We start from the raw sequence: 25,231 nt of genomic DNA, 5'->3' as shown, positions 1-25,231 counted from the left end.
ACTCAGAAGCCGTTATATCGTTCGATGGAGCCTGGAATAAAGGGGAAAGGGACAAATAAATGCATCTGAGTCCATTGTCCTGCGGAATAGACGAATCTTCCTTCAATAACGGCTTACCTGTCCGCAACGGCTGCGGATAGATCGCGAAGGAATAGGGCGATCCGTCTTTGCCGGCTTTTTCGCAGGTGCTAGTTGGAAAAAGGGAACTTATTTTTCCGAAAATCAAGAAATTCTGCGATTTAAGTGGAAAAAGTAAACCTAAATGGGCCACTTTTCCTGAACAATGGCGAAATGGGCTGAATTAGTGTCCCTTTTTCCACTTCATCTGCCCGAGGGTAGGGTACTTCGGCAAATTAGTGTACCTTTTTCCACTTAAAGAGTTGCCGTAGGATTCATGGGGAGTCGTTCTCCAGGTAACGCTAGAACCAAGACGGCTGCGCTGTCCCGTGGAGGACGGCATAGCCGTTTTTGTTCTTGTTTAGGAAATTATGCAATGCAAAAAAATGTGGATAACTCCGATGAAAAAGGTAGGAGGGATGAACGTGAAGAACCAGGAGACGTGGAAGAAACGAGGAATCATCCGGCAGATTCTAAAAGATCACTTTCATGGATTCATGGAAATGCACGGACATCACTTGCCCAAAGGACTTCATAGCAGCATCACGGAAACCGTGAATAAAGCGATACGCTGTGGCACACGGGATATGGGCTATGCCAGATATGAGTGCAAGGGATGCACGAAGGGAGCACCGGAGCCCGTGTTTATTTGCTTTACCTGTAAAAGCCGCTTTTGTCATGGATGTGGGAAGAAATATACGGATGAATGGGCGGAAAAGCAGCAAGAGCGAATCCTAAATGTACCTCATCGTCACATGGTATTTACGGTGCCGCAAGAATTGCGCAAGGTATTTTTTCAAGACCGACACAAGTTAAATGAACTGAGTAAGCAAGTGGCCAAGGTCATTCAATATTATTACCGGCGGAAAAACAAGAGCAAGAAATATGAAGTCGGTGTCATTACAGTGATTCATACGTTTGGAAGAGATTTAAAATTCAACCCACATATCCATACATTAATCACAGAAGGTGCGCTAGAGCAGAACAAGGAGTGGAAAAAGGTAGAGTATATCTCCTATGAGTACTTGCGGAAAGCGTGGCAGAAGCTACTTCTGGATTTAATGATGAAATGGTATCCGAAGGAAGAATGGATAAAGGGACTGGTGAATGAGCTATACCAGCGTTATCCGCAGGGGTTCTACGTAAATGCGGAGCAGCGGATGAAAGATGCCCGGGGAGCCGCGAAATATATAGGGCGTTACTTAGCGCGCCCGGCGATTGCAGAGTACCGTGTAGTCAGCTATGACTACCACAAGGTACACTACTGGTACAAGGATCACCGAACAGGGAAACGGGTGGACGTCGTGTCGCCAGTAATGAAATTTATCTATGATTTGGTCCAGCACATCCCCCCGAAGCATTTCCGGATGGTGGGCCGCTATGGTCTATATAGCAGAGGAAAAAACAAAGAGTCGCAGAAGGTGATTAATCTGTGGCGGTTCATGGTACATAAACAAATCGAAATGACGTTTCCTGCGGAAGAACGAAAGAAAAAAAGTTACCGCCAGCGGATGTTGGAAAGCTACGGGCGAGACCCGATGCGCTGTCCATGCTGCAAGCACCGGATGTTGCTTGTGGTGATTTGGCATGCAGAATATGGGCGAATTTATTATTATGACGAGGAGCGAGAATACGCAAACCAAAAGAAATGGGGGATGAGAAAAGGTGGGAAAAGTACGAGGACAAAAGAACGAACAGGATAACCCGAGCGAATGGGATTTGTGGGAGCCATGGGAGGAAGAACCTGAGGTATGGATTGATTATGTCTGCGTAGAATGTGGGATGGTAGATCCTGTCCCTGAATTTATAGTGGCAGAGTGTTCGTATGAACTTGAAGCTGGAGCATCCCCGGAGTTCTTCTGTCCGGTTTGTAATGGAACCTTGGTGAGAAAAGAAGAGCCAGCGGACAAATGACCGTTGGCTAGAAGGTTATTCACCCGCCAGGGTGATTTTGTTCTATTTATTCTATAGAGGTTGAACTTAAAATTAGAAAAAAGGATAAAGTGATGAGGGAAGTTTGGAACTATAGGAGCGTTAGCGTCCGCCTTTGTCTGTGGATTTCCACCACGGACAGCGGTACAAATCCAAGAAATCTGCAGATGGACAGCGGCCGAAAGTCCCAATATTCCCCGGAGTCACGCAACGGCAGAAATACCGTTGATGAAGCGCCGGAGGGCAGGTTTGCCCGGAAACAACGGCAGAAATACCGTTGTTGAAGCGCCGGAGGCAGGTTTGCCGGAAACAACGGCATAAATGCTGTTGATGAAGCGCTGGAGGCAGGGTTGCCCGGAAACAACGGCAGAAATACCGTTGTTGAAGCGCCGGAGGCAGGTTTGCCCGGAAACAACGGCAGAAATGCTGTTGTTGAAGCGCCGATGACGGGTTTGCTCAGATATAAGGCTTCAAGCGCTGTGTCAGAGCGGGCTCAGAAATCAAAATGGTCCGGATCGGGACCGGTCCGCTTGTCCTGGTTGAGCCCGTCAATCCGCTCCATATCCCCGGTGCTCAGCTCGAAATCGAACACGGAGGCGTTCTCGATGATCCGGTGTTCCTTGGTTGATTTGGGTATGGTAACTATTCCGTGCTGCAGATCCCAGCGCAGGATTACTTGAGCTACCGATTTGCCGTGTGCGGCGGCAATCTCCTTAAGCACAGGCTGGTCAAGCAGCTGTCCCTGCATGAGGGGCGACCAGGCCTCAATCTGGATGCCCTGCTCTTTGCAGAAGCGGCGCAGTTCGCGCTGGGACAAGTAAGGATGCAGCTCCACCTGATTGACCATCGGTGTGATCTTCGCATCCCGGATCACATCCTCCAGATGATGAATCTGGAAGTTGCTGACTCCTATGGCTTTGACCCGTCCGGACGTATACAAGGTTTCGAGCGCTCTCCAGGCGTCCTTGTATTTGCCCTGTACCGGCCAATGAATCAGGTATAAATCCAGATAGTCCAGCCCCAGCTTCTCCAGACTGGCATCATAGGCGGCAAGGGTCGCCTCATATCCGAGATCGGCGTTCCACACCTTGGAGGTGATGAACAGATCTTCGCGGGCCAGCTGGTTCTCGGCCAGAGCTTCCGCTACAGCCTGGCCCACACCGCGCTCATTCTGATAGATGGCAGCGGTATCTACGCTGCGGTAGCCGTAGGCAATAGCGGATTTTACCGCTTGTATCAATTCTGCGCCTTCTTCCACTTGAAAAACCCCCAGCCCGAACCAGGGCATATTCACACCGCTGTTCAAGCGGGTCGTATCCTGTAAGTGTAATGCCATAATGAAAAAACCTCCTGAATGGGTATAGTATGAGAATGCATGAAGCTGAGATGAGCAGAAATAGATCCCTCAGAGAGAATCCTTATCCGCAACAGAGAGTCCTTATCCGTAACTGAGAACTCTTATCCGCAACAGAAAGTCCTTATCGGCTACCTTGTTAAGGATCAGGCGGCCTGGCTCTGGAGCTTGCGCCCGTCCCTATTTTCGAGCGCCCGGCTCCAGGCGGTAAGAACCACTGCCCCCAATACCATGATAGAGCCGATCCATGGAGTATGGACCAGTCCCAGATGGTCGGTCACCAGTCCTCCAAGATAGGCGCCGATAGCGATGCCTGCATTAAAGGCAGCTATATTCACCGCCGAAGCGACATCTCTTGCACTGGGTGCGAACCGGTCGGCCAGCATCACTACGTAAACCTGCAGACCGGGTACATTCATGAAGGCGAGCAGGCCCATGAAGAAAATGGTAATCAGGGCAGCGGCCTTAAAGGGGGCGGTAAAGGTAAGCACCAGCAGGACCGCTGCCTGGAAGGCAAACATATAGAACAAAGCGTTCAGCGGCTTGCGGTTGGCTGCTTTCCCTCCGATGACATTGCCGATGGCAATGGCTATGCCGTAGACCAGGAGAATCACAGCTACCGTCTGTTCCTGAAAACCGCTGATCTCATGAAGCAGTGGGGAGAGGTACGTGAACACGACAAAGGTCCCCCCGTAGCCCAAAGCGGTTATCGCAAAAGCGAGCAGCAGGCGTCCGTTCGTCACCAGCTTGACCTGCTCGCGCAGCGGGGTCCGTGTACCTTTGCGCAGGGCGGCAGGAACGAGCAGCAGGTTGGCGATCAGCGCGATAAGACCGACAGCGGCAATGGCGATAAAAGCGGCCCGCCAGCCGAGCTGCTGCCCGAGAAAGGTGCCCAGCGGCACCCCGGTCACCGTGGCTACCGTAAGCCCGGTGAACATCATGGAGATGGCGCTTGCCCGCCGGTCCTCGGTCACCAGATCGGCGGCGATGGTGGAAGCGATGGACATGAACAGGCCATGAGAGAGCGCGGAAAGGATGCGGGCTGCAAGCAGCATGGAAATCCCGCCCGCAGCGGCCGCCAGGCTGTTGCCGGCGATGAAGAGCAGCATTAAGGCCAGCAGCAGAGTTTTGCGCGAGATGGCCGTGGTCAGCGAGGTCAGCACCGGTGCGCCGAAGGTGACGCCAAGCGCATACAGCGTTACGGTTAATCCGGCTGTCGTCACGGATATATGCAGGTCATCAGAGATCAGCGGCAGCAGCCCGACACTGATAAACTCGGTTGTTCCAATCGCAAAGGCACTAATGGCTAGAGCCAGCAGCGCCAGTGTACTTTTTTTACGGTCCAAAGACATGTTTCCTCACTCCTACACTATGGTAATCACCGGCCGGTAAGTGCTATTATGAATTATTGCAGCGGCGAAGGATAGTACGCACTTTTTTGTGCTATAGGTTCTAAAAAGTAACTATAACCAAACAACAGGAGGGCTGATCATGGCTAAAAAATATAATATATCGGTTGAAGCTACACTTGAAGTCATCGGAGGGAAGTGGAAGTGTGTGATCCTCTGCCATCTGACGCATGGTAAAATGCGGACCAGCGATTTGAAGCGCCATATGCCGAACATTACGCAGAAAATGCTGACCCAGCAGCTGAGAGAGCTGGAGCAGGACGGGATTGTGAACCGGATCAGCTACAATCAGGTGCCGCCGAAGGTGGAATATGAGCTTAGCGATTACGGGCGGACGCTGCAGTCGATTCTCGATTCCTTATGTGCCTGGGGAGAGCAGCATATCATCAAGCAGTATGGGGATAAATTCGCTGTTCTGGAGGATAATGTGCTGAACCGTTAGGGCTGCAACCTTTTAGCAATTTATCCGTCTGGAAGGAAGAAGAGGCTAATCCTTTACTTCTAAATCCTGCTGAGAGGTGACCCCCATGAAGACGAATACATTGAAGAAAATGACATCAACTGCCGCAGCAGTACTGCTGACTTTGGCTTTTGCCGGACAGAGCTTGGCCGCAGCCGCAATGTTTCAGGATCTCTCCGGCACACCGGCCAAGGATAAAATCGCCCAACTGCAGCAGCGCGGCGTTATTCACGGAGTTAGCGATACGCAATTCATGCCGAATGCGGCGGTTACAGCAGCCCAAGCTATTCAGATGTTCGTTAATGCCTTTGATCTGAATATTGATCTGCTCCGCTTCGTCAAGGCACCGCAGGCTACCGACTATTTTGCCAATGCCATTAACGATGCCTGGTATGCAAATGCTCTAATTATAGCAGCTAACAACGACATTGGTTTATCCCCGGATCTCAATCCTGCGAAGAATTGGACCCGTGAGGAGTTCACCCATCAGCTCATGCTGACCATCGAAAAGCACAGCAATCTTCCGTTGATCAAAATCATGCCGGTGGACATTGCAGACAGCGCGGACTTCACCAACGGCTACGACGGCTCCATCCAGCGGGCGCTGGTGCTCCATATCGCCAGTCTGGACAGTGACGGCAAATTCCATCCGGCTGCCGGTATTACCCGCGCCGAAGCGGCGGAAATGATCTATAACGCGCTGGAGTACATCGCCGCACATCCGGCTCCTGCCGGTGGCCTGCAAGAGTAAGCCTGCTTCAGCATCTCAGGCCGGCATATGCCAGCACAGCAAAAACCGCAAGCCCCATCCAAGGGAGCTTGCGGTTTTTGCTGCCGATTACAGATATTCTCTTCCGGTACCGTTTCAGTCCGGCTGTCCTTCGCTAACCTGAATCGTAAAAACAAATACGGCGCCTTGCCCGGCATCAGGTTTGGCGTAGATTTCGCCTCCCATCAGCTCCACCAGCATTTTGCAGATCGACAGGCCAAGTCCGGTACCGCCGAATTTGCGGTTGATGGTGCTGCTGATCTGGGTGAAGGGCTGAAATAAGTAACTCATTTTATCTTGCGGAATACCAATGCCCGTATCCTCGACAGTGAATTCCAGCGTGAGCATGCGGTCGATGGCCGTTTGGTGAGTGCCGTTAAGAAAATAATCGGGATATCCCGTGACTTCCGGCGCATTTTGATTCGTTTGGCCGTTTCAAAGCCGTCCATTTCGGGCATAAGCACATCCATAATAATTAGCGCGTACTCATTCTCCAACAGGTATTTCAGAGCTTATAGAGGGGCGATGAAAGCATAACACTGAAAAAACACCGAAAGGCTGCTGGTTTTCAGCAACTTTTCGATGCAGTCTATGAAAATTCGTGAGCTTGTGTCCAGGAAGCGGTTAACGGAGGCGGCGGCTGCTCCGCCGCCGCTTGGAGGAAGCCTTGTTCAGGGCATGACCGCCTGTTCCGCCGCCGACTGCCTGCTGCTGTCTTGTTGCAGGGCTGTCGATGGCTGCGTTGGTTCCCCCTGCGCTGTACGTTCCTCCCCCGCTGCCGACTTGAGTCGCTGAGGAGGTCTTGCTGCCCTTGGGAAGCTTGACGGTCTGGTTATTAATGACAACGACTACCTCTTTGCCGTGCAAGCTGGGGAGCGGGAAATGCGGTTTGCTGCCGCGCTGTCCTCTGCTTCCCAGGTTTGTTGCATCCCCTCCAGCCCCGACACTCTGCTGCTGGCGGGTAAAGGGTGATGCAATGGCTGCGTTGCTCCCGCTGGCGCTGCTTCTTCCGGCTCCGCTGGCAATCTGTGTGGTATTCGCCGCATTGGTATACTGGTTGTTGATGACGAATACCAGCCGGTCTACTCCCGCCAGCGGGGTGCGGGTAATGATCTTCCGTGATCCTTTTTGGATAATGACGATGATCCGGTCCTGCCGTTTCTGTGTGGGTCTAGCCATCCGCCTCATTCCTCCCATAAATATAGGTCCCTTACCATTAATGCGTCCAGCCGGGAAGGGTGAGCAATCCGGGCGCTACCGGAAGATAAACCAGCAGAAGCCCAGCGGCCCTGATTTTTGAACAAAAATGAAACTCCTATGAAAGGAAGGGAAAACTCCTGAAAATATTTAAAATTTTGCTTGTATGGATCGTGGCGAGCGTGTAAGATATACGAAGGTTTTTAATAAAAGACTATCATATAACTCATATAATCTTGGGAATAAGGCCCATAAGTTTCTACCGGATAACCATTGCAATTATCCGACTATGAGTGAAATAGCGCATCTAGGGTTCCGTTTTTTATGCCATGGCATAAGAGAGACTGGTCCAAGCGATGCGGGCACAGGTATGTGTTACACCGTTAAGGGACAAAAACCCAGAAGGACAGATTCACTTGAGAGAAGCGCTCAAGGGGAACTGTCTTTTTTGTCGTTTAGAAAAATGATGATTTCCCTTTCTTGTTGATAAGATATTTGTAAAGTTGGGGATAAGTAGACGCGAATTCAGCGTATTCACCCAAAAGGATGAAAATTAGCCAGATTCGATAGCCGTTTTCCAACTAGCACATGTAAGACGCAGGTGAGCAATGCTAAGTGGAAAAAGGGAACTTATTCCTCCTAAAAATCAACAATTGAGAGATTTAAGTGGAAAAAGGGAACTTAATGGGGTCAAATTCTTTCTTCAGGAGCGAAATGAGCTAAATTAGTTAACCTTTTTCCACTTAACCTGCGGAGAACAGGGCGCCGGGGCAAATTAGTTAACCTTTTTCCACTTAGAGTCGGCGAAGGATTGATAAAGGGCTATCCAGGCATAGCTAAACTAAAAATTTATTCAGTCAAGGATGGCGTAGCCGTTCAGTTCTTGAAAAGGGAGGGCATTTGCAGCATGAAAATTCTAGAGGAACGCATAAGGGAAGAGGGTCTCATTCTGTCGGATACGGTGCTTAAGGTGGACTCTTTTTTGAATCATCAGGTGGATACGCAGCTTGCGCTGCAAATTGGGGAGGAGTTCGGGCGCATCTTCGGGCATCTGCCAGTCACCAAGGTGCTGACCGTTGAGGCCAGCGGCATCCAGTTCGCCATGGCAGCCGGAATTGCGCTGGGAGTGCCGTTCATTTATGCCAAGAAAAAGAAAGCTGTTACCCAGTCCGAAGGCGTCTATTCGGCACCGGTGCATTCCTTCACCCGTCAGGAGGATTACCGGATCAGCATCTCGCGGAAGTACCTGGGTCCGGGGGATAAAGTGCTGATTGTCGATGACTTTCTGGCTACGGGGGCAGCGCTGGTGGGACTGGCGGATATTGTGAACGAATCGGGAGCAGAGCTGCTGGGCGTGGGCTGTGTAATCGAGAAAAGCTTTCAGGAAGGCCGGAGCCTGCTTGAAGACAGGGGTATTGCTGTCCATGCACTGGCCAGAATCTCGTCGATGTCGCCGGGGGAAATCCATTTCATCGGAAATCCGAATACAGCAGAAATGATCAAGGAGAGTGTAGAATGTTAAGCAAACAGAAAATATTGGCCCTCGGGCTGCAGCATGTGCTGGCGATGTATGCCGGGGCGGTCATTGTGCCGCTTGTTGTCGGTGGGGCGCTGAATCTAAGCGGAACACAAATGGCCTACCTGATCGCGGCGGATCTGTTCACCTGCGGCCTGGCTACCCTGCTGCAGATTATCAGCAGCAAGCATTTCGGCAGCGGGCTTCCGGTGGTGCTGGGCTGCACATTTACTGCGGTCAGCCCGATCATCGCCATCGCTTCAGGCTCTAATCTGGCGACGGCCTACGGCGCGATTATTATCTCCGGCTTGTTCGTCGTTCTGGCAGCCCCGGTCTACGGAAAGCTGCTGAAGTTCTTCCCTACAGTAGTTACCGGCTCTGTAGTCACGATCATCGGCTTGTCATTGATTCCGGTAGCCATGAATAATGTGGCGGGAGGCCAGGGCAGCGCCGATTTCGGAGCGCCCCGGAATCTGCTGCTGGGCCTCATCACGCTGCTTGTGATTCTGGCCGTGAACCGGTTCACGACAGGCTTCATGCGCTCGGTATCGGTCCTGGTCGGGCTCGTGGCCGGAACCGTGATCGGTTATGCGATGGGTATCGTTCATTTCTCTACCGTGGGCAGCGCCTCGTGGGTCAGCATTGCCCAGCCATTCTATTTCGGGTGGCCTGAATTCAGCATTACCGCCATCTTCACGATGATTATCGTCAACATCGTCTCTATGGTGGAATCAACGGGTGTGTATTTTGCCGTAGGCAAGGCTACGGACCAGCAGGTTGAGCAGAAGCAAGTCGTGAACGGCCTGCGCTCCGAAGGGCTTGCGATCATGCTGGGCGGTCTGTTCAACGCCTTCCCGTATACGGCGTTTTCCCAGAATGTCGGCCTGCTGTCGCTGACCCGCGTCAAGACGCGCAATGTTATTTTTGCAGCAGGCGGAATTATGGTTGTGCTCGGCCTGCTGCCCAAGCTGGCGGCGTTGACGACCGTGGTGCCGAATGCCGTACTTGGCGGCGCGATGATTGTTATGTTCGGTTCGGTGGCGGCGTCCGGGATGTCGATCCTCTCTGAGGTCGATCTGCGCAAGGACGGCAACCTGCTGATTGCGGCTTGCAGTATCGCTGTGGGGCTGGGGTCAGCAGTGCTGCCCTCCATGTTCGACCAGCTGCCTGAATTCGCCAGAATGCTGCTTCAGAACGGAATTGTCTCCGGCTCGCTGACGGCCATTATCCTGAATATCTTCCTCTCCAGAACTCAGGAGAACGCAGCCCCGGCTGCCACTGTACCCGAGGTCCATGTGAAGTAAAATATTGCAAGTCCTGAACGCTAAAAAGTCCATCGGCCGATTCCGAAATATAATTGGAATCGGCTTTTTTGCTTTATCTATTAAAGTGTTCCACGGTATAATTTGCTAATCGCGGATGGGAGGGGAGAGAGGATGAAGAAATATTGGCTGAGTATTGCAGGCAGTCTGCTGCTGGTTCTCATTCTTCCGCTGTTCTCAACCGTTCAACTGATAACGGATGCACAGAATAAGCCGGTTTTGCGGCATGGACTTATGGATTTGCGCGATTGGGACTTCGGATCGGATGGTCTGGTCAGGCTTGACGGGGAGTGGGAGTTCTACCGCAATATGCTGCTTGACCCCGAAGATTTCCAGCCGGGGGATGGGCCGCCGCCTGCTGCCTCCACAATGATCAATGTCCCGGATAAATGGAATGGTTATATTTCCGCGAGCGGCAAAAGGACGGCTAAAGGCTACGCCACATACCGGATGCAGGCCTTGATCACGCCAGGAGAAACCGCCGTTTACGGCCTGAGGACGAGCAATATCCGTACGGCAAGCAAAGTGTTTATGAACGGTCAGGAGATTGGGAATAGCGGTATTCCGTCCAGTTCTGTCTCAGCCGGCAAGCAGAATAACATTCCTTATATGGGCTTTGCGTCTGTCGCCGGGGACAGGCTGGAGATCATTGTGCAAGTGTCCAATTACAGCTACTCTTCGGGCGGGATTGTCCAGCCGGTCATCATTGGAGACCAGACCGCCATTCTGAAGCACCGGGAATTTGCGCTGATTGCGGATGGCGCGGCGATGTGCGGCTTTTTCATTCTATCCATATTTCTTCTGATGTTCTCCAGAGTCAGGGAAGGCCGGGGGATCACGCTGCATCTGGGCCTGTTCTGCATGTCGGCGTTCGTGTATATTCTGACCCACGGAGAAAAGCTGATTGCCAGCGGCCTGCCCGGCCTGCCTTATGAAATCGTACTAAAGCTGCAGCTAATCTCTTCCACGCTGGTCTACTATTATCTGCTCCGGTACGTGGCCAACTCCATTAATTATCCGATGCCCCAGGCTGTGATGAAGGCTTCCAAGTTCATTACTTCCCTGCTGCTGGTTATCGCGGTATGCGTACCTGCCTATTATTTCAGCTTCCTGGAGACTCTGCTGCTCACCTGGGGTTCTGTCAGCCTCAGCTTTGTGCTCTATGTCATGGTCAAGGGCACCAAGCAGCAACCCAAAAATATGTTTCTCATGATGGTCAGCATTGAGAGCCTGAGTGTAGTGATTCTGTATTATCTGATCAGCATATCCCGTGTGCACCTCAGCTATAATGTGGTTTCTTACGAGATTGTCCTGTTCGGGTTCGTTCAAGCCATAGTGATGACCCGCAAATACAAGTCCTCGTTTCTTGAGGTAGAGCAGCTGTCCCGCCGTTTGGTAACCCTGGATGGCCTGAAGGACGATTTCATGGCGGATACCTCATATGAACTGCGCAAGCCGCTGCAGGGCATTGTGAATATGGCCCAGACATTGGCTGAAGGCGCTTCAGGATCATTAAGTCCGCAGCAAAAGGGACAGCTGTCCATGATTGTCTCGACGGGCAAACGCCTGGGCTCGTTAATCAACGACATGGCGGATTTCGCCAAGCTGAACCACGGGGATTTGTTTCTGAAGCGGCAGGCAGTGGACTTGCGTATGGTTGCTTCCTCTGTCATGGAGGTTACCAGCCACATATCCGCAAGGAGGGGCCTGGAGTTCAGGCTGGAGCTGCCGGAGCCGCTGCCGCTGCTGGAGACGGACGAGGAACGCCTGTCCCAGATTCTGTTCAATTTGCTGGCAAATGCCGTGAATCATACCCATAAAGGTGTGATAACGCTCTCTGCCAAGGTTATAGAAGAGTATGTGGCCGTCATCGTGGCGGATACCGGACAGGGGATTGCGCCTGAGCGTCTGGGAACGATTTTTGACGCCTATGATCCGGATGCTGCGGATGCCAAAAAAATCTATCATGAGCTCGGTTTGGGCCTCAGCATTACCCAGAAGCTGGTGGAGCTGAACGGCGGAAGGATTGAAGTGCAATCTACCCCGGGGGAAGGCTCGGAATTTACCTTTACACTGCCGATATTAAAGGAGAAAACAGCCTTTACGGATCAGGAGGTTCTGGAGCCTACGGGATGGGAGACTGCAGCCGCTATGGAAATGGAAGGCGGGCTGCCGCCCCATCTCCTTGGCGGAGAAGAATGCTGCTTCATTCTGATCGTGGATAATGATCCCGTCAACCGCCAGGTGCTGGCCAATGCGCTGCGTCTGGAGAATCATACGGTCATCACAGCGGAGAGCGGTCCCGAGGCGCTTTTGCAAATGCGGGACTTTCCTGAACTGGATCTGATTATTACCGATTGGGTCATGCCCGGTATGTCCGGCTTTGTTTTATGCAAAGCGATCCGCGAACGGTTTGTCCTTTCAGAGCTGCCTATTCTGGTGCTTACAGCCAGCAACCGGCCGGAGGATATCCAGGCTGCCTTTGAGGCGGGTGCCAATGATTACCTGAGTACACCGGTAGATCTCCGTGAATTCAAGGCGCGTGTGCGTACGCTGCTGGATATGCGCAAATCCATCCGCACCTCGGTACAGACGGAAATCGCCTTTTTGCAGGCCCAGATCAAACCGCATTTTCTGTACAATGCGCTGAATGCCATTATCTCGGTCTGCCCCGATGATCCTGATATGGCTACGGAGCTGCTTTTGGATCTAAGCCAGTATCTGCGCAGCAGCTTCGACTTCCAGAACCGCGGACAGACTGTGCCAATCGAGAAAGAGCTGGAGCTGGTAAGATCGTATCTTGCCCTGGAAAAAGCACGCTTTGATGACCGTCTCAACATTGTTTTTGATCTGCCGCAGGATACGATGGCGCTGGTGCCGCCGCTCTCCATTCAACCGATTGTTGAGAATGCCGTGAACCACGGGCTGATGCAGAAGGAATCCGGCGGTACCGTAACCTTGTCCATCAGACAGCTTCCCGGTCATCTGGTTGTTGCCGTAACGGATGATGGCATTGGCATGACGCAGGAGCGGATCGCTGATATTCTGTCGGATGAGCGGACCGAAGGAGGCATCGGCCTCCGCAACATTCAGCGCCGGCTGCTCAAAATGTACGGAGCAGGCCTGTCTGTCATAAGCATGCCGGACCAGGGGACGACGATTTCTTATACCATACCGAGAACGGGAACACCCTGAAGAACTAGGAAACAAGAGGTGATCTGGCCCATGAAGGCAATATTGATCGACGATGAGAAACCTGCGCTTCAGCACCTTGAACGCCTGCTGGCCAAGGATGGACGGCTGGAGATCAGCGGAAAGTATACCTCGGCACGGCTGGGCCTCCAGCACCTGCAGCAGGAGCGGGCTGATATTGTCTTTCTCGATATCGGCATGCCGGAGATGAACGGGCTTGAGGCAGCGGAACATATCGCGGTCCTGGACCGCAGCATCCGTATCGTCTACATTACAGCCTACAGCGAGTATGCCATTGAGGCTTTTGAGCTGAACGCGATTGATTACCTGCTGAAGCCGGTAACCTCGCAGCGGCTAGGCAAAACGCTGGAGCGGCTGCAGAGCCGTGAGAAGCAGTCAGCGCGGGAGGCGGAGTCCGCTGCAGAAGCACGGGCCCTCTCCATTCTCGGCTTCAGGCGGCTGGAATTTCTGGACACCAGCGAACCTGGAAGGAAGCTGCAGTGGCGGACCAGCAAAGCGCAGGAGGTATTTGCCCTGTTGCTCCATAACCGCGGGCAATGGATACTCAAGGATACCATTGTGGATCTGGTCTGGCCGGACTTCAAGCCGGAGAAAGCGGTTACCAATCTGCACACAACGGTCTACCACATCCGCAAACTGCTGAAGACCTGGGGGATGAACGTGCTTGTCGAGTTCTCTCAGGAGCGTTACCGTCTAACCTATGAGGACGTGTCCTTTGATGTGGAGGACTTCGTACGGGGCTGGTGCGGAACTCCTGTGGAGACGGATCAGGAGTGGGCCAGCCGGGATAAAGTGCTGTCCTTGTACCGGGGAGATTATCTGGACGAGCATCACTATGACTGGGCCGAGCCGAAGCGCAAGGAGCTGCAGACCGCCTATGTGCAGATGGCTCTCCGGTCTGCCGAATATGAACTGGGTTCGGCACGGCCGCGTGAGGCTTTGACCCGGCTGCTGTCCCTGCAGGAGGTCGACCCGTATTCGGAGGAGATTTGCCGGCTGGCGCTCCGGAGCTATGCCGATCTGGGTGATTTTGTCGGATTCAGGAAACACTACGAGAAATTCAAAGCGCTTCTGCATAATGAACTGGGCATCCATCCCGGCAGCCTCATGGACAGCTGGGTTCAGAGAGTATTGTAAAATATATTGCCGATAATATGGCAAGAGCATAGAATTTAGTGGGGCTGTACCAGATAATATAGATAGGGATGGAGTAAGAGTGAATGACAAAGTCGTAATGCCGCTATGGACCTTCTGCCTCTTTATCGTTGTGATGAACACCACTATGTTCAATGTCTCGCTGCCCACAATTATTCAGGATTTGCATATTTCCGCCGATCTGGGATCGTGGGTGATCTCCAGCTATTCCATCGGCTATGCGCTGTCTACAGTGATCTACAGCAGGCTGTCGGATCTCGTGCCCCTCCGCAGGCTGCTGACGGTTGGCCTGACTACGCTGGGCCTCGCTTCGGTAATCGGACTATTTGCGCACAGCTTCAATGTTCTGCTTATCACGCGGATTCTGCAATCCGCAGGCGCCGGAGTCATGGCGGGCCTGGGGCTGGTGCTCGCCAGCCGGTATGTGCCCGTGGCCAGACGCGGTGCCACCATCGCCATGATCTCTGTCGGAAGCGCTATGGCTTTCGGCCTGGGACCGATCGTAGGCGGCCTTATCAGCCAATATTTTGGCTGGAACGGGTTGTTTGGCGTTACATGTCTGGTGTTGCTGGTTCTGCCTGTGCTGCTGTATTTGCTGCCCAAAGAACAGCCCCAGGCGGCGGTCTTTGATCTGTACGGAGCAGCACTGACGGTTATCAATGCCGGGAGCCTGCTCGTGGCTGTAACCAGTCAATCCTACATATGGCTTGCGGTGAGTGTCGCGTCCTTTGCGGTTCATGCCATCCATCTCCGCAGAGCCCGGGATTCCTTTATTAATCCCAAGCTGCTCCAAATGCCCGGGTATCTGAAGCTGACAGCCATCGGCTTCAGTATTTTGGTGCTGAATCTCGGGAATTTATTCCTGATGCCGCTTGCGCTGTCCAATCTATTCCATCAATCTGCGCTGATGATCGGCCTGTATATTGCGCCCGGTGCCATTTTATCGGCATTTCTGACCCGTTTTGTCGGCCGCTGGATCGACCGGTACGGCAATTTGCGCTTCCTGCTGATTGGCCACGGGATACTGGCCACTGTCTTGGCCGTCTTTGCACTGGGGCTGCAGGTATCCCCGCTCGTGCTCCTGTTCGGGTATCTGTGCTTCTCGCCGGCTTTTTCGGCAACCATGGCTTCTCTGAATAATGAGGCCTCCGGCATATTGCCGCGCACCTGGATCGGGTCGGGGATGGGGCTGCTGCAGCTGATCCAGTTCTTTGGCGGGTCGGTCTCCGTTGCCGTCTGCGGATTGCTGCTGCATGCCCAGCGGACTCTTGCACCTTCGGGCGCTTACCGAAATGTCTATGGAATTCTGCTTGCGGTGAGTCTGTGCTCTCTGAGCCTGGTGCTTTTATATCGGCGTTCCCGGGGGATGGAAATGAAACGAAATGGCGCTAAGAGCGTATCAGAAGCATAATAGTGATCAGGAAGGATGAGGAAAAAGTGGATAATGGCATGAATGTCATCCTGTTTGAAAAGATGCCGGAAGGCGAATTGCGTGTGATTGAGGAGCGCACCTGGAGCATGAACATGGTTGCGGCTCTGGAGCATGTCAATTATATTGTGGTCGGCAGCCGGGAGTATGAAGCTGTGGAAGGACGGCTGAATGTGGATGCGGGAAAGCTTGAGCTCCTGCTCGTTCCCATGCGGACAGAAGAATAATGTCAGAAGAGGAGGATCTCAAATTGGCGCAAGATGAACAAGCAAAGGAACCAGCCAAAGCACCAGTGAAGGAATCGGCGGCATCCAGACTATTCACCCCGGACGGCAAACCGCTCCGGGTATTGTCTACGTCGCTGGGCATTGCCCTGCTGGCCAATGCCTTATTTATTCCGGGGGGAACCGGCGCGGCAAGCGGCAGCTCTGAGGAACCGAAGCTGGTATCCTGGTCCACGGAGGAAGTCAAAGCCTATTTTGACAAAAATGTAGACTGGAACATCCCTTACCCGGAAGAAAATGCCGGAGAGGTGCTGCAGGAAGGACAAGGAGTAGTCACCTCAGGCGGAACAACGGTTATTAACAATTACGGCGGCTATAATTCCGGCTTCGGCTGGGATGATCTGCTGCTGTACCACATGCTGTTCAACAGCGGCTCATTTTATTCATCAAGAGGCTGGTACAACGACCGTCCAACTTATTATGGCGGAACACGGACTAAGTACAAGGCTCCAAGCTATAACAGCGGCAGCTTTCAGAACAAGCCTGTAGCCGGTTCAGTGGTTAAGCCCCGTACCTCCACCTCGTCCACCGGCTCGATCACCAGAAGGAATACTTCGAGCAAGGCAGGCGGAGTCGGCGGCAAATCCAGCGGTCTGGGCTCGTCCAAGAGCGGCAGTTCCAGCAGCAAATCAGGCTCTACCTCAAGATCAAGTGCCGGCAAGAGCAGCTCCGGCAAAAGCGGTTTTGGCGGATGAGCCCTGCAGACAGCGTCTTTGAATACCTTGACCAGTCGGGGCTGGAACGGGCACCCCGTGTAGAACAGCTGCATAAGCTCGGATTTACCTGGGCTGACCTGGAAGATGAGGAGTACTGGCTCGACGCGGTTGCCGTGATGCGCGGTGAGACCTACAAAGAGCTGGAGGAGGCTTCCGTTAAGCTCTGGAGCATCCTCGACAAGGCTGTCCGCTATGTGCACAGGCGGCATGATTTGTATGATTTGCTTGGCATTCCTCCGGTGCTGTGGCAGATGCTGGATGACACTCCGCTGCCGGAGCCGGGGCTGATCAGCCGGTACGCCAGATTCGATTTCGCCATAGCCGGCGACGGCACGATCAAGCTGCTGGAGCTGAATGCGGATACACCAACCGGCTATGTGGAAGCATCGGTTGCTACGCCGTGGATTTGCGGGCAAGCCGGTATTTCAAGCCGGAACAACGGCATGAAGGAACGGTTGGCCGCTGCCTGGAGCATCGAACAGCCGGATACGGCGGCTTGTGTCGCTTACGGAACCCATCAGGAGGATTCCGGAACGATTGAGGCGCTGGTGGCGCACAGCGGTCTGGACATCCGCTGCGTCGACTGTCTGGATCTGTGGATCGACGAAGGGACGGTCAGGGATGCGGAGAACCGGATCATCAAGCGGATGTTCGCCCTCTATCCGAAGGAATGGATGGCGGTGGACGATGGCGGAGAGGCGCTTGCCTATGCCATTGAGAGCGGACAGCTTCAGCTGTTCAACGGTCCGCACAGCATCCTGCTGCAGTCCAAGGGGCTGATCGCCGCCGTATGGGGGATGTATGAGCTGGGGCTGCTCTTCAGCGAGGACGAACGCCAGGCGATAGCCAGTTACATTCTTCCGACCTACAACAAGCCGGTATTCTCCGGCAGCTTTGTATCCAAATCCGTCTTCGGCCGTGAAGGCGGCTCGGTGCGGATTTTCGATGACAGCGGGGCGCTGGAGCTTGCCGATGAGGACGGCTTCGACAGCAGCGTGCTGTTCCCGACGGTATATCAGAAGCGGGCGGAGCTGGCCCGTATCCAGACCCCGGAAGGGGAGCTTCACCTGCTGACCGGCATGTTCGTGATCAACGGCGTGCCTTGCGGGCTTTTGGGCCGCGCAGGCGGACCGATTACAGGCAACGCCAGCCATTTTATCGCGCTAGGAGTGAGGGAGCTTGAAGATGAATAAGGATAGAAACCGCTGGAGCGGGAGGTACAGCAAAGTTCGTGCTGGAGCAATGCTTGGCATGCTGTTGATGGCAGTGCTGCTGCTTGGCGCATGTTCCGGCAACACGGGCAGTGTATTTCATACGGATACGGAGTCGACCGACAGCGTATCGCGCGTGCCGTGGGACTACCGGGTGGTGGAAGGCACGGTGGGCGACCTTATCGGCAGTGATATGACGGTACTTCCGGATAATGAGATGCTTCCGAACGACGGCAATTATGCCACCGGCGATAAGATATGGACCCTGCAGTTTATGGATGCCGAACTGGTAACGGATGCGGATCAGAAGAACGATATCCGCCTGTCCTCCTGGACCACGATCAAATCGTATGCCGACCAGAAGACGGCTGCCGAGGATTTGACCCGTCTGAAGGTGTCCATTACGACGGATGTGGATCTTGTCGGCGTCTACAAGACAGAGTACAAAAACAAAACCAGAAATTTTGCCGTGGTTGAGCTGCCTTCCGGCAACCGGATCAAGCAGCCGATCGACGATAAGCGGTATAAAGCGCTGGAGAAACAAAAGAAAGCCTCCGTGGTGCTGGAGGAAGTGCATGATTTCGCCGATTATGATTCGGCCTACGCAAAATTCCGGGGGTGGGCAAATTGACGATTGTTATTAATCTGGTAGTGAGTGTGTTGACGATTATTCTGCTGCAGGTGCTCGGGATGGTTGTATTCACCCTGATGACTCCGTTCAAGGATATGGACGAGTTGAAGAAAGGCAATGTGGCTGTAGCCCTGGCTCTTGGGGGCAAATTTCTGGCTACGGCGATTATCCTTGGTGTGGCGGCATATACAAATACCTCGATCTGGTTCATGATGCTCTGGTTCGCGGTAGGCTATGTCTGCCTGATTGCCGCCTACTGGATCTTCGAGCTGTTCACGCCGGGCTTCAAGATCTCGGATCATCTGAAGCAGGGGAATGTCGCCGTAGGCGTGATGCTCTGCCTGGTGTTCGTCGGCACGGCCTTTGCCGTCAGCAGTCTGATCATTTAAGCTGATGCATTTTCTGCTGCGTTTGTCCGGCAAGCTGATGCGTCTGAAGAAAAAGTCCATTGGGCTGATTATCCTGGCTTTTATTGTAATTAGCGCAACTATTGCCTTTTTGTTGGAGCCGGGAACCTTTAGTAACTGGTTTAATGCTTTTTATTGGGTTATGACAACGATGTCCACCGTGGGCTACGGCGACTTTTTTGCCGGCACGGTGGCGGGTAAGCTGTTTACCATATTTCTGTATATTTTTGGCATAGGGCTGCTCAGTTTGGTTATCGGGAAGATTATTGATGCCATGGGGGAACTGCAAAGAAGGAGAGGAGCCGGGACGTTGAGCTTTCACGGGAAAGACCATGTGGTACTGATCAATTGGAACCGCAAAACGCAAGCCGCTGTTGACGAGATTCTCTGCTATACGCCGGACTGCCGGATTGTCATTATTGACGAGAGCGGCCAGCATCCGCTGCAGCAGATGGAGCATGTGCACTTCATCAGCGGTGACCCTTCCAGCGACGACATCCTGCTGAAGGCTGGTATTGAAGGAGCCAAGGCTGCCATTGTATTCGGGGATACGCGGATCGACGAGGCTTCCCTGACGGACGGCAAAACCCTGCTGATCGCCTCCAGTATTGAGCGGATTGCCCCGCAGGTACATACCACTGTTGAGATTATGCAGGAGAAGAACATCCAAAACTTCCGCCATGTCCATGTCAATGAATTCGTGCTGTCGCATGATGCCATTTCAAGACTGGCTGTCCGCTCCGCGCTGCAGGAAGGGAACTCCGAGGTCATCACCCAGCTGCTCAGCCGGGAGCATGGGGATGACATCTATGAAATTCCGCGGGATGCCGCCTGGCATACCTACGGCGATGCTTTTCAGGCCCTGCTGCGCCGGGGGGCGACGCTGCTGTCAGACCGGGGAGATCTGGGCATCAACCGCAAGCTGGATCAGCCGATCCCGCAGGACGCCAGGCTCTATATCGTCTCGGATGAGGAGACTTACCGGCAGATCAAGGGTTAGCAGACAGGCCTCAAATTTTAATACTTTAACCAGAGAGCTGTACGGGTCGGGCTGGCCCGGGCAGCTCTTTCTTGTTATCTGGGAAACTATGCGGATTTCAATCGGAACGGTGATACAAACATGAAAATTGCAGGGTGGGCAGTGACCGGAGTTCCAAGCGTTTTCTGTTGATAGTTGGAAAAAGGGAACTTATTTTTGTGAAAAATCAACAATTGTGAGAGTTAAGTGGAAAAAGGGAACTTAATTGTGCTGGTTTTCTCCGTCTGGGGCGAAATGAGCTGAATTAGTGTACCTTTTTCCACTTCATTACCGGAGAATAGGTGCGCTGGGGCGAATTAGTTAACCTTTTTCCAACTAGCGTTTGCGGGGGAGCAGGAAGGGAGAATTTAAGTTCACTTTTTTACAATACTTCCACATGAGTTTGTTACAATCCAAGCAGGGAGCCTAAATCTAAACCTAGAATCTGAAACGGCTGCACCGTCCAGTGAAGCACGGTGCAGCCGTTTATTCCAGAAAAAATTGCATCTTTCATTGAATTTGACACATAATGATCAATTGTATGGTTAATTCTGTGACTTATATTACCGTTATATTATATAGAAAACATATGGTTTTCTTAAGGATGTGATGGATTGACAAGCAAACGTAGCGCAGCAACCTTACTTGTACTCTCTCTTCTGCTGGCTTCCTGCAGCGGCAAAGAAGCTGCTACCGGACCCGCCGCCACAGCGGGTGAGACGGTAACCGCATCGCCATCGCCATCGGCCGTTACCAGCCGGAGTATGGATCACCGGAAAGAGCGGCAGGAGCTGAGCACATTTATTGCGAAACAGCTTACCGGTCCCTACGGCGTGTATACGAACCTGCTGGAGACAGACCAGTCCGGGGAAGCGGCCACCGGTCATGAGGTGCTGAGCGAGTCTGCCTCACTCCTGATGAGCGCAGCTGCGCTTGCCGGTGATAAGGAGCAGTTTGCCGGCCAGTGGGCTTTGGCGCAGCAAACCTTTGACATGGAAGGTGGCTTCAGCTACCGCTACAGCCCCAAACAGCAGAAGCGGTATCCTGTGAATGCTGCGGTGGATGACCTGCGGCTGATTGGCGCCCTGTATGAGGCGGGGGAAGTTTTTGATGAGCCGGCCTATACAGAGCAGGCAGATAAATACGGCCAGCGGTTCTATGACAATAATGTAAAAGAAGGATATATGTATGATTTTTACGACAATGTTTACAAAACTACGAACAACTTCGTAACTTTGTGTTATATTGATTTGGGCATCTTTCGAAAACTATCGATATCCAGCGAATTACGCGGTATATTAATGCATAACATGGATGGAATTCTGGAGGAAGGCTACCTCTCGGATGCATTCCCTTTCTATGAGACAAGATTCGATTATCATACGGGGGCTTACAGCTCTGATCATATCAATACGGTGGAATCCCTGCTGAGCATTCTGCATTTGACCGAGACGGGCCAGCAGAAGCCTGCGAGTATCCGCTATATCAAGGAACAGGTCGCGGCCGGAACGCTGTACGGGCAATACTCCCGTGACGGGAAGCCGCTGAACGATATCCGTTCCACCGCGATTTACGCCCTGGCGGCCATGATCGGCACTGAGGCCGGAGACGATTCACTCTATCAAGCAGCGATTGCGAGAATGAATGAATTCCAGATTCGGGATGCGGACAGTCCGCTGTCCGGGGGATTCGGCAATACGGATACCGGACAGGCATACTCTTTTGACAATCTCATGGCTTTATTGGCCTATTCTTATTCACTCTAAACCACAGTAACGAAGGTGAGCCCGCATGATTGAAGACAACCTTGTAAAAACAACGCTGCGGCAGCGGATCATGCCCGCCGGACTGCGGGTCTCGCCCGCTTTTGCTGCAGCCTTCGGTGTACTGCTGGTTACGGTTATTGCTTTGTTTACGGCTCCCTACATAGGAATGGCCGACAACGGCGACTTTTTCCGCAACATTTATAGCAATGGCCTCTATTTCAACCTGCCTGACTATGACAGCAAGTATTTTGGCTATTTCGTGAAGCATTTTGGAATCTATCAGTACTATAACGAGAATGGCGCGACCCTGGATTCCTCCCAGTCTTTGTTCATCAAGCTGTCTATGGGTCTGAATAAGCTGGTCTTCAGCAGCACCGTGTTTGACATCCGTTTTCAGGCAGCCATTTACACGGTGCTTTATGTTGCTGCCATTTATCTTTTAATCGAGGCGGTTACCTGTAAAATGTCGCGCAAGCAAGGCATGATTATTGCCGTTATTGCTATTTTGGTGTTCGGAGATACCGGATACACCGCCTATTTCAACTCTTTTTACAGTGAAAGTGTCGTCATGATCATGATGATCTTCGTTTTCGCCTCCTGGCTGCTGCTCTACCGCAAAAGATACAACGACTATGCTCTTCTCGGCCTGTTCGTCCTCAGCAGCATCATTTTGACGACCTCGAAGCAGCAGAATGCCCCGGTGGGGATGATTATTGCTGTGCTCGGAATATCGCTCGTCTGGATCCGGCGGGACCGTCTGTTCCGCAGCCTGACACTTGTCTCCATGGCGCTGCTGATGTTGGCCGGAATAGCTACCTACCTGAACATCTCCAAAGAATTTGTGAATATCAACCAATATCATGCCATGACCCGCGGGGTGCTGAAGGAATCCTCCAATCCGGAAACAACGCTGAAATCATTCGGAATCGATGAGCAGTACGCCATTCTGAAGGGCAGCATCTATTATGAGCAATATGGGACGGTGGATGTGAATTCGCCAATGCTGGAAAAGGATTTCTACAGCCGCTACGGGTTTGGCTCTATCCTCAAATACTATGCGACGAATCCCGGCCAGCTTGGTTCCATTCTGAATGTGGCGGCCCGCAGCGCTTTTTCGATCAAGCCTGCGGCGATGGGCAATTATGAAGAGTCGGAAGGCAAGGCTTTCCGGGCCCAGAGCCACTTTTTTACGGCCTACAGCCTGCTTAAGCAAAAGCTTGCGCCCAAAACCTTCGGCTTCATCCTGCTCTGGATGGCGCTGGTTATTGGCCTCTATATGCCTTCCTGCGTGAAGGCCGTCAAAGCCCGGAATATGCGGGCCTTCCAGCGGATGGTGCTGATTCTGGCCAGCATGGGGGTCGGCCTGTCGGGGATTTTCGTCTCGATTATCGGAGCGGGGGACGCCGACATTTCGAAGCATGAATTCCTGTTCACTTTATGCTTCGATTTGGTCACCTTCATGCTGGCGGCTGATGTGATTGGCCGCAGGGTGTCGGCCGGCCGGCATCCTGCGGCCCGCAAGGCAGGGCAATATCCTGAGGTGCAGAAGGGTGTGAGCGCTTGAACCAACGGAGGATTGCCCGTCTGCTGCTGCCGCTGATCGTTACTGTTCTTGTACTGCTGTCTGCCGTTCCGCCGGTACAGGCCCGGGCGGTGCAGGACGCCTCCGCTCCGCAAAGGGTGCTGCTTCTATACGACAGCCTGGGCAAAGGCACTGTCCGGGAAGGCAATGTAAGTGAGCTGCAGCGGCTGCTGTCCGCCATGGGCCGCCAGGTGACACTTCTCAGCCTCGATCATTACGAGCCGGGGACTATGGATTCTTTTACCCGGGTCATCACAGTAATGAATGCTGCGGATCTTGCTCCTGCGGACCGGAGTTATCTTGAGGATGCGGAGCGCTATACGGGGCAGGCACTGCATGTAGGCTATCATCCGCCCGCCAGGCTGTTGAAGGACATGCAGCTGACTGCAGGAACTGCAGATGAAGACCTTGCCGATCTCACGGTTGGGGAGTTCACGGCTTCTAATCTTCAGGTAAGAGGTATGGCTTATATTGCGGCCGTGAAGGCGGAGCGAACCTATGGCAGCTTTACCCTGAAGAGCAGCGGCCGGAAGCTGCCTTTTGCGGCCTCGGCCGGAAGCTATACGTATGTCCCTTATCTGGAGCGGGACAATGCCAGTGTCGTGGGCATGGCCTATGTGCTTAGGGAATGGCTGGGGAACAAGACTGTACCGCAGACCCTTCTTGTCCTGAGAGAGATCTATCCGTTCTCCGACCTTGACCTGCTGGAGGAGACGGCAGACCGTCTATACAAGGCGGGGATTCCGTTTATCGCCAGTATCCGCCCGGTGTTCAGCAACACTGATTTTCCGGCGATGCAGCGCTACCTGGACGCCCTGAAGGTGGTTCAGTCGCGGAATGGCAGCATTCTGGTGAATGCGCCGGAGGTAATGCCCTCCATTAACAGCAGTGATCATACGCTCGGGAAGAAGATGAGCGGATTTGTGAATCTGCTGGTGAAGAACGGCATTGCGCCGCTTGGCATCGGTGCGAACCTATATTGGGCGTATGACAGGGAGTATGCGGAAGCGGGCATGGGCTTTTTCGACTCTGCCGTGCTGTTCCCGGACGAGACTGTCCTGCACATGGAACAGACGAATGTCTCGAAGGCATTCGCCTCCTCTCTCTACAGTCTGACACCGGAGTACCTGCAGCGGCTGGAGCACCACGGCCATGCCATGCCGCAGCTGCCGCTGAATACAGCAGTAACCGCAGAGCTTCCCGAAGATGAAGCCGGCCTGGATGCGCTGCTGCAGACACTGGAACGGCAGTGGATCTCTTTTGCCGATTATAAGCAGGGACGGCACCAAACCGTTACAGATGAGAATACGGTGGTCTCGGAGGATGGGGTGGTTCTGGTGAACGGCACCCCTCTGAATGTCGGTTATGCCCCGGAGGCCATAAGCAGTGATTATCAATACAAGGAAGAGCAGGTCCGCAGCTTCACGAAGCTGTTCAGTGTGCAGAGCAAATTTTTTATCATAGTGATTATTGTGACCCTGCTGCTGTTCGGAGGCCTGCTCTCTATCGGGTACAGGCTGTACCGGAAGAAATATTTGAAATAATGAAAATTGGATGTAAATAATGTGAAATTGAAAAGGAATATAAAGGTTGGAATGACGGAAGGGAAGTTTGGAACTGGAGGAGCGATAGCGACCGCCTTTGTCTGCGGATTTCCACCGCGAAGAGCGGTAACAATCAAGAAATCTGCAGACAACAGCGGCCGGAAGTCCAAACATTCCCTGTAGTGATGACTATAACCAA

At 52.9% G+C, this 25,231-nt stretch carries 22 protein-coding genes and 1 riboswitch; of the genes, 17 read left to right on the top strand and 5 right to left on the bottom strand.

Annotated elements, in window-relative coordinates:
* Nucleotides 1–518: 518 nt before the first annotated feature.
* Nucleotides 519–1,820 (top strand): IS91 family transposase, encoded by a 1,302-nt coding sequence (locus tag PRIO_RS32200; protein ID WP_456238464.1) that lies wholly within the window; start codon nucleotides 519–521, stop codon nucleotides 1,818–1,820.
* Nucleotides 1,821–2,542: 722 nt separating this feature from the next.
* Here the strand turns inward: PRIO_RS32200 and PRIO_RS32195 are convergent.
* Nucleotides 2,543–3,385 carry an aldo/keto reductase gene (locus PRIO_RS32195; RefSeq protein ID WP_020427430.1) on the bottom strand — a complete coding sequence of 281 codons (843 nt, stop codon included), beginning with the start codon at nucleotides 3,383–3,385 and terminating at the stop codon, nucleotides 2,543–2,545.
* Nucleotides 3,386–3,549: 164 nt separating this feature from the next.
* Nucleotides 3,550–4,755, bottom strand: coding sequence for an MFS transporter (locus PRIO_RS32190; RefSeq protein WP_020427429.1), 1,206 nt, complete (start codon nucleotides 4,753–4,755; stop codon nucleotides 3,550–3,552).
* Nucleotides 4,756–4,891: 136 nt separating this feature from the next.
* Between PRIO_RS32190 and PRIO_RS32185 the strand changes: the two genes are divergently transcribed.
* Both PRIO_RS32185 and PRIO_RS32180 read left to right on the top strand, forming a co-directional pair.
* Nucleotides 4,892–5,254, top strand: coding sequence for a winged helix-turn-helix transcriptional regulator (locus tag PRIO_RS32185; RefSeq protein WP_085981542.1), 363 nt, complete (start codon nucleotides 4,892–4,894; stop codon nucleotides 5,252–5,254).
* 85 nt (nucleotides 5,255–5,339) lie between these two features.
* A complete protein-coding gene (locus tag PRIO_RS32180; protein ID WP_020427427.1) occupies nucleotides 5,340–6,023 on the top strand; it encodes an S-layer homology domain-containing protein in 684 nt (227 codons plus the stop codon).
* A 114-nt stretch (nucleotides 6,024–6,137) separates the two neighbouring features.
* Here the strand turns inward: PRIO_RS32180 and PRIO_RS37570 are convergent, their stop codons facing one another.
* From PRIO_RS37570 to PRIO_RS32170, 3 genes are all read right to left on the bottom strand, one after another.
* Nucleotides 6,138–6,332: an ATP-binding protein gene (locus tag PRIO_RS37570; protein ID WP_407944477.1), complete on the bottom strand. Its 195-nt coding sequence runs from the start codon at nucleotides 6,330–6,332 to the stop codon at nucleotides 6,138–6,140.
* A complete protein-coding gene (locus PRIO_RS37270; RefSeq protein ID WP_331709857.1) occupies nucleotides 6,329–6,541 on the bottom strand; it encodes a response regulator in 213 nt (70 codons plus the stop codon). The genes PRIO_RS37570 and PRIO_RS37270 overlap by 4 nt, the downstream gene beginning before the upstream one ends.
* A 124-nt stretch (nucleotides 6,542–6,665) precedes the next feature.
* Nucleotides 6,666–7,220, bottom strand: a complete 555-nt coding sequence (locus PRIO_RS32170; RefSeq protein ID WP_020427425.1) for a hypothetical protein — start codon at nucleotides 7,218–7,220, stop codon at nucleotides 6,666–6,668.
* 224 nt (nucleotides 7,221–7,444) lie between these two features.
* Nucleotides 7,445–7,548, top strand: a riboswitch (purine riboswitch).
* Between the two features lie 597 nt (nucleotides 7,549–8,145).
* Here PRIO_RS32170 and PRIO_RS32165 point away from each other — a divergent pair.
* The 14 genes from PRIO_RS32165 (at nucleotide 8,146) to PRIO_RS32100 (ending at nucleotide 25,032) form a co-directional block, all read left to right on the top strand.
* On the top strand, nucleotides 8,146–8,760 hold the full coding sequence (locus PRIO_RS32165) for a xanthine phosphoribosyltransferase (protein ID WP_020427424.1): 615 nt from the start codon (nucleotides 8,146–8,148) through the stop codon (nucleotides 8,758–8,760).
* On the top strand, nucleotides 8,754–10,058 hold the full coding sequence (locus PRIO_RS32160) for a nucleobase:cation symporter-2 family protein (protein WP_020427423.1): 1,305 nt from the start codon (nucleotides 8,754–8,756) through the stop codon (nucleotides 10,056–10,058). Before PRIO_RS32165 ends, PRIO_RS32160 begins: the two co-directional genes overlap by 7 nt.
* Before the next feature lie 132 nt (nucleotides 10,059–10,190).
* A complete protein-coding gene (locus tag PRIO_RS32155; RefSeq protein ID WP_020427422.1) occupies nucleotides 10,191–13,271 on the top strand; it encodes an ATP-binding protein in 3,081 nt (1,026 codons plus the stop codon).
* Between the two features lie 30 nt (nucleotides 13,272–13,301).
* Nucleotides 13,302–14,426 carry a response regulator gene (locus tag PRIO_RS32150; RefSeq protein ID WP_020427421.1) on the top strand — a complete coding sequence of 375 codons (1,125 nt, stop codon included), beginning with the start codon at nucleotides 13,302–13,304 and terminating at the stop codon, nucleotides 14,424–14,426.
* Nucleotides 14,427–14,505: 79 nt separating this feature from the next.
* Nucleotides 14,506–15,855 carry an MFS transporter gene (locus PRIO_RS32145; protein WP_020427420.1) on the top strand — a complete coding sequence of 450 codons (1,350 nt, stop codon included), beginning with the start codon at nucleotides 14,506–14,508 and terminating at the stop codon, nucleotides 15,853–15,855.
* A gap of 38 nt (nucleotides 15,856–15,893) precedes the next feature.
* The gene (locus PRIO_RS32140; RefSeq protein WP_039786996.1) at nucleotides 15,894–16,100 is read left to right on the top strand and encodes a hypothetical protein; all 207 of its coding nucleotides are present in this window, start codon (nucleotides 15,894–15,896) and stop codon (nucleotides 16,098–16,100) included.
* Between the two features lie 23 nt (nucleotides 16,101–16,123).
* A complete protein-coding gene (locus tag PRIO_RS32135; protein WP_020427418.1) occupies nucleotides 16,124–16,852 on the top strand; it encodes a hypothetical protein in 729 nt (242 codons plus the stop codon).
* Nucleotides 16,849–18,066: a glutathionylspermidine synthase family protein gene (locus PRIO_RS32130; protein WP_020427417.1), complete on the top strand. Its 1,218-nt coding sequence runs from the start codon at nucleotides 16,849–16,851 to the stop codon at nucleotides 18,064–18,066. Before PRIO_RS32135 ends, PRIO_RS32130 begins: the two co-directional genes overlap by 4 nt.
* A 49-nt stretch (nucleotides 18,067–18,115) precedes the next feature.
* On the top strand, nucleotides 18,116–18,715 hold the full coding sequence (locus PRIO_RS32125) for a signal peptide protein (protein ID WP_407944510.1): 600 nt from the start codon (nucleotides 18,116–18,118) through the stop codon (nucleotides 18,713–18,715).
* A complete protein-coding gene (locus PRIO_RS32120; protein ID WP_020427415.1) occupies nucleotides 18,712–19,104 on the top strand; it encodes a DUF350 domain-containing protein in 393 nt (130 codons plus the stop codon). Before PRIO_RS32125 ends, PRIO_RS32120 begins: the two co-directional genes overlap by 4 nt.
* A gap of 4 nt (nucleotides 19,105–19,108) precedes the next feature.
* The gene (locus PRIO_RS32115) at nucleotides 19,109–20,122 is read left to right on the top strand and encodes a potassium channel family protein (protein ID WP_020427414.1); all 1,014 of its coding nucleotides are present in this window, start codon (nucleotides 19,109–19,111) and stop codon (nucleotides 20,120–20,122) included.
* 632 nt (nucleotides 20,123–20,754) lie between these two features.
* Nucleotides 20,755–21,906, top strand: a complete 1,152-nt coding sequence (locus PRIO_RS32110; RefSeq protein WP_020427413.1) for a hypothetical protein — start codon at nucleotides 20,755–20,757, stop codon at nucleotides 21,904–21,906.
* Between the two features lie 25 nt (nucleotides 21,907–21,931).
* The gene (gene wsfD, locus PRIO_RS32105) at nucleotides 21,932–23,470 is read left to right on the top strand and encodes a glycan biosynthesis hexose transferase WsfD (protein ID WP_020427412.1); all 1,539 of its coding nucleotides are present in this window, start codon (nucleotides 21,932–21,934) and stop codon (nucleotides 23,468–23,470) included.
* The gene (locus PRIO_RS32100; protein WP_020427411.1) at nucleotides 23,467–25,032 is read left to right on the top strand and encodes a hypothetical protein; all 1,566 of its coding nucleotides are present in this window, start codon (nucleotides 23,467–23,469) and stop codon (nucleotides 25,030–25,032) included. The genes wsfD and PRIO_RS32100 overlap by 4 nt, the downstream gene beginning before the upstream one ends.
* Nucleotides 25,033–25,231 lie beyond the last annotated feature (199 nt).

The organism is Paenibacillus riograndensis SBR5 (genome assembly GCF_000981585.1).
GTDB lineage: Bacteria > Bacillota > Bacilli > Paenibacillales > Paenibacillaceae > Paenibacillus_AQ > Paenibacillus_AQ riograndensis.
Note: the sequence above shows the minus strand (reverse complement) of the source record. Positions and strands in the feature narration are given on the sequence as shown.

Excerpts from the sequence above, each read along its gene's own strand:
- PRIO_RS32200 (WP_456238464.1), top strand. The coding sequence starts at position 519 with ATGAAAAAGGTAGGAGGGATGAACGTGAAGAACCAGGAGACGTGGAAG.
- PRIO_RS32195 (WP_020427430.1), bottom strand. The coding sequence starts at position 3,385 with ATGGCATTACACTTACAGGATACGACCCGCTTGAACAGCGGTGTGAAT.
- PRIO_RS32190 (WP_020427429.1), bottom strand. The coding sequence starts at position 4,755 with ATGTCTTTGGACCGTAAAAAAAGTACACTGGCGCTGCTGGCTCTAGCC.
- PRIO_RS32180 (WP_020427427.1), top strand. The coding sequence starts at position 5,340 with ATGAAGACGAATACATTGAAGAAAATGACATCAACTGCCGCAGCAGTA.
- PRIO_RS37570 (WP_407944477.1), bottom strand. The coding sequence starts at position 6,332 with ATGAGTTACTTATTTCAGCCCTTCACCCAGATCAGCAGCACCATCAAC.
- PRIO_RS32170 (WP_020427425.1), bottom strand. The coding sequence starts at position 7,220 with ATGGCTAGACCCACACAGAAACGGCAGGACCGGATCATCGTCATTATC.
- PRIO_RS32165 (WP_020427424.1), top strand. The coding sequence starts at position 8,146 with ATGAAAATTCTAGAGGAACGCATAAGGGAAGAGGGTCTCATTCTGTCG.
- PRIO_RS32160 (WP_020427423.1), top strand. The coding sequence starts at position 8,754 with ATGTTAAGCAAACAGAAAATATTGGCCCTCGGGCTGCAGCATGTGCTG.
- PRIO_RS32155 (WP_020427422.1), top strand. The coding sequence starts at position 10,191 with ATGAAGAAATATTGGCTGAGTATTGCAGGCAGTCTGCTGCTGGTTCTC.
- PRIO_RS32150 (WP_020427421.1), top strand. The coding sequence starts at position 13,302 with ATGAAGGCAATATTGATCGACGATGAGAAACCTGCGCTTCAGCACCTT.
- PRIO_RS32140 (WP_039786996.1), top strand. The coding sequence starts at position 15,894 with ATGAATGTCATCCTGTTTGAAAAGATGCCGGAAGGCGAATTGCGTGTG.
- PRIO_RS32130 (WP_020427417.1), top strand. The coding sequence starts at position 16,849 with ATGAGCCCTGCAGACAGCGTCTTTGAATACCTTGACCAGTCGGGGCTG.
- PRIO_RS32125 (WP_407944510.1), top strand. The coding sequence starts at position 18,116 with ATGCTTGGCATGCTGTTGATGGCAGTGCTGCTGCTTGGCGCATGTTCC.
- PRIO_RS32115 (WP_020427414.1), top strand. The coding sequence starts at position 19,109 with ATGCATTTTCTGCTGCGTTTGTCCGGCAAGCTGATGCGTCTGAAGAAA.
- wsfD (WP_020427412.1), top strand. The coding sequence starts at position 21,932 with ATGATTGAAGACAACCTTGTAAAAACAACGCTGCGGCAGCGGATCATG.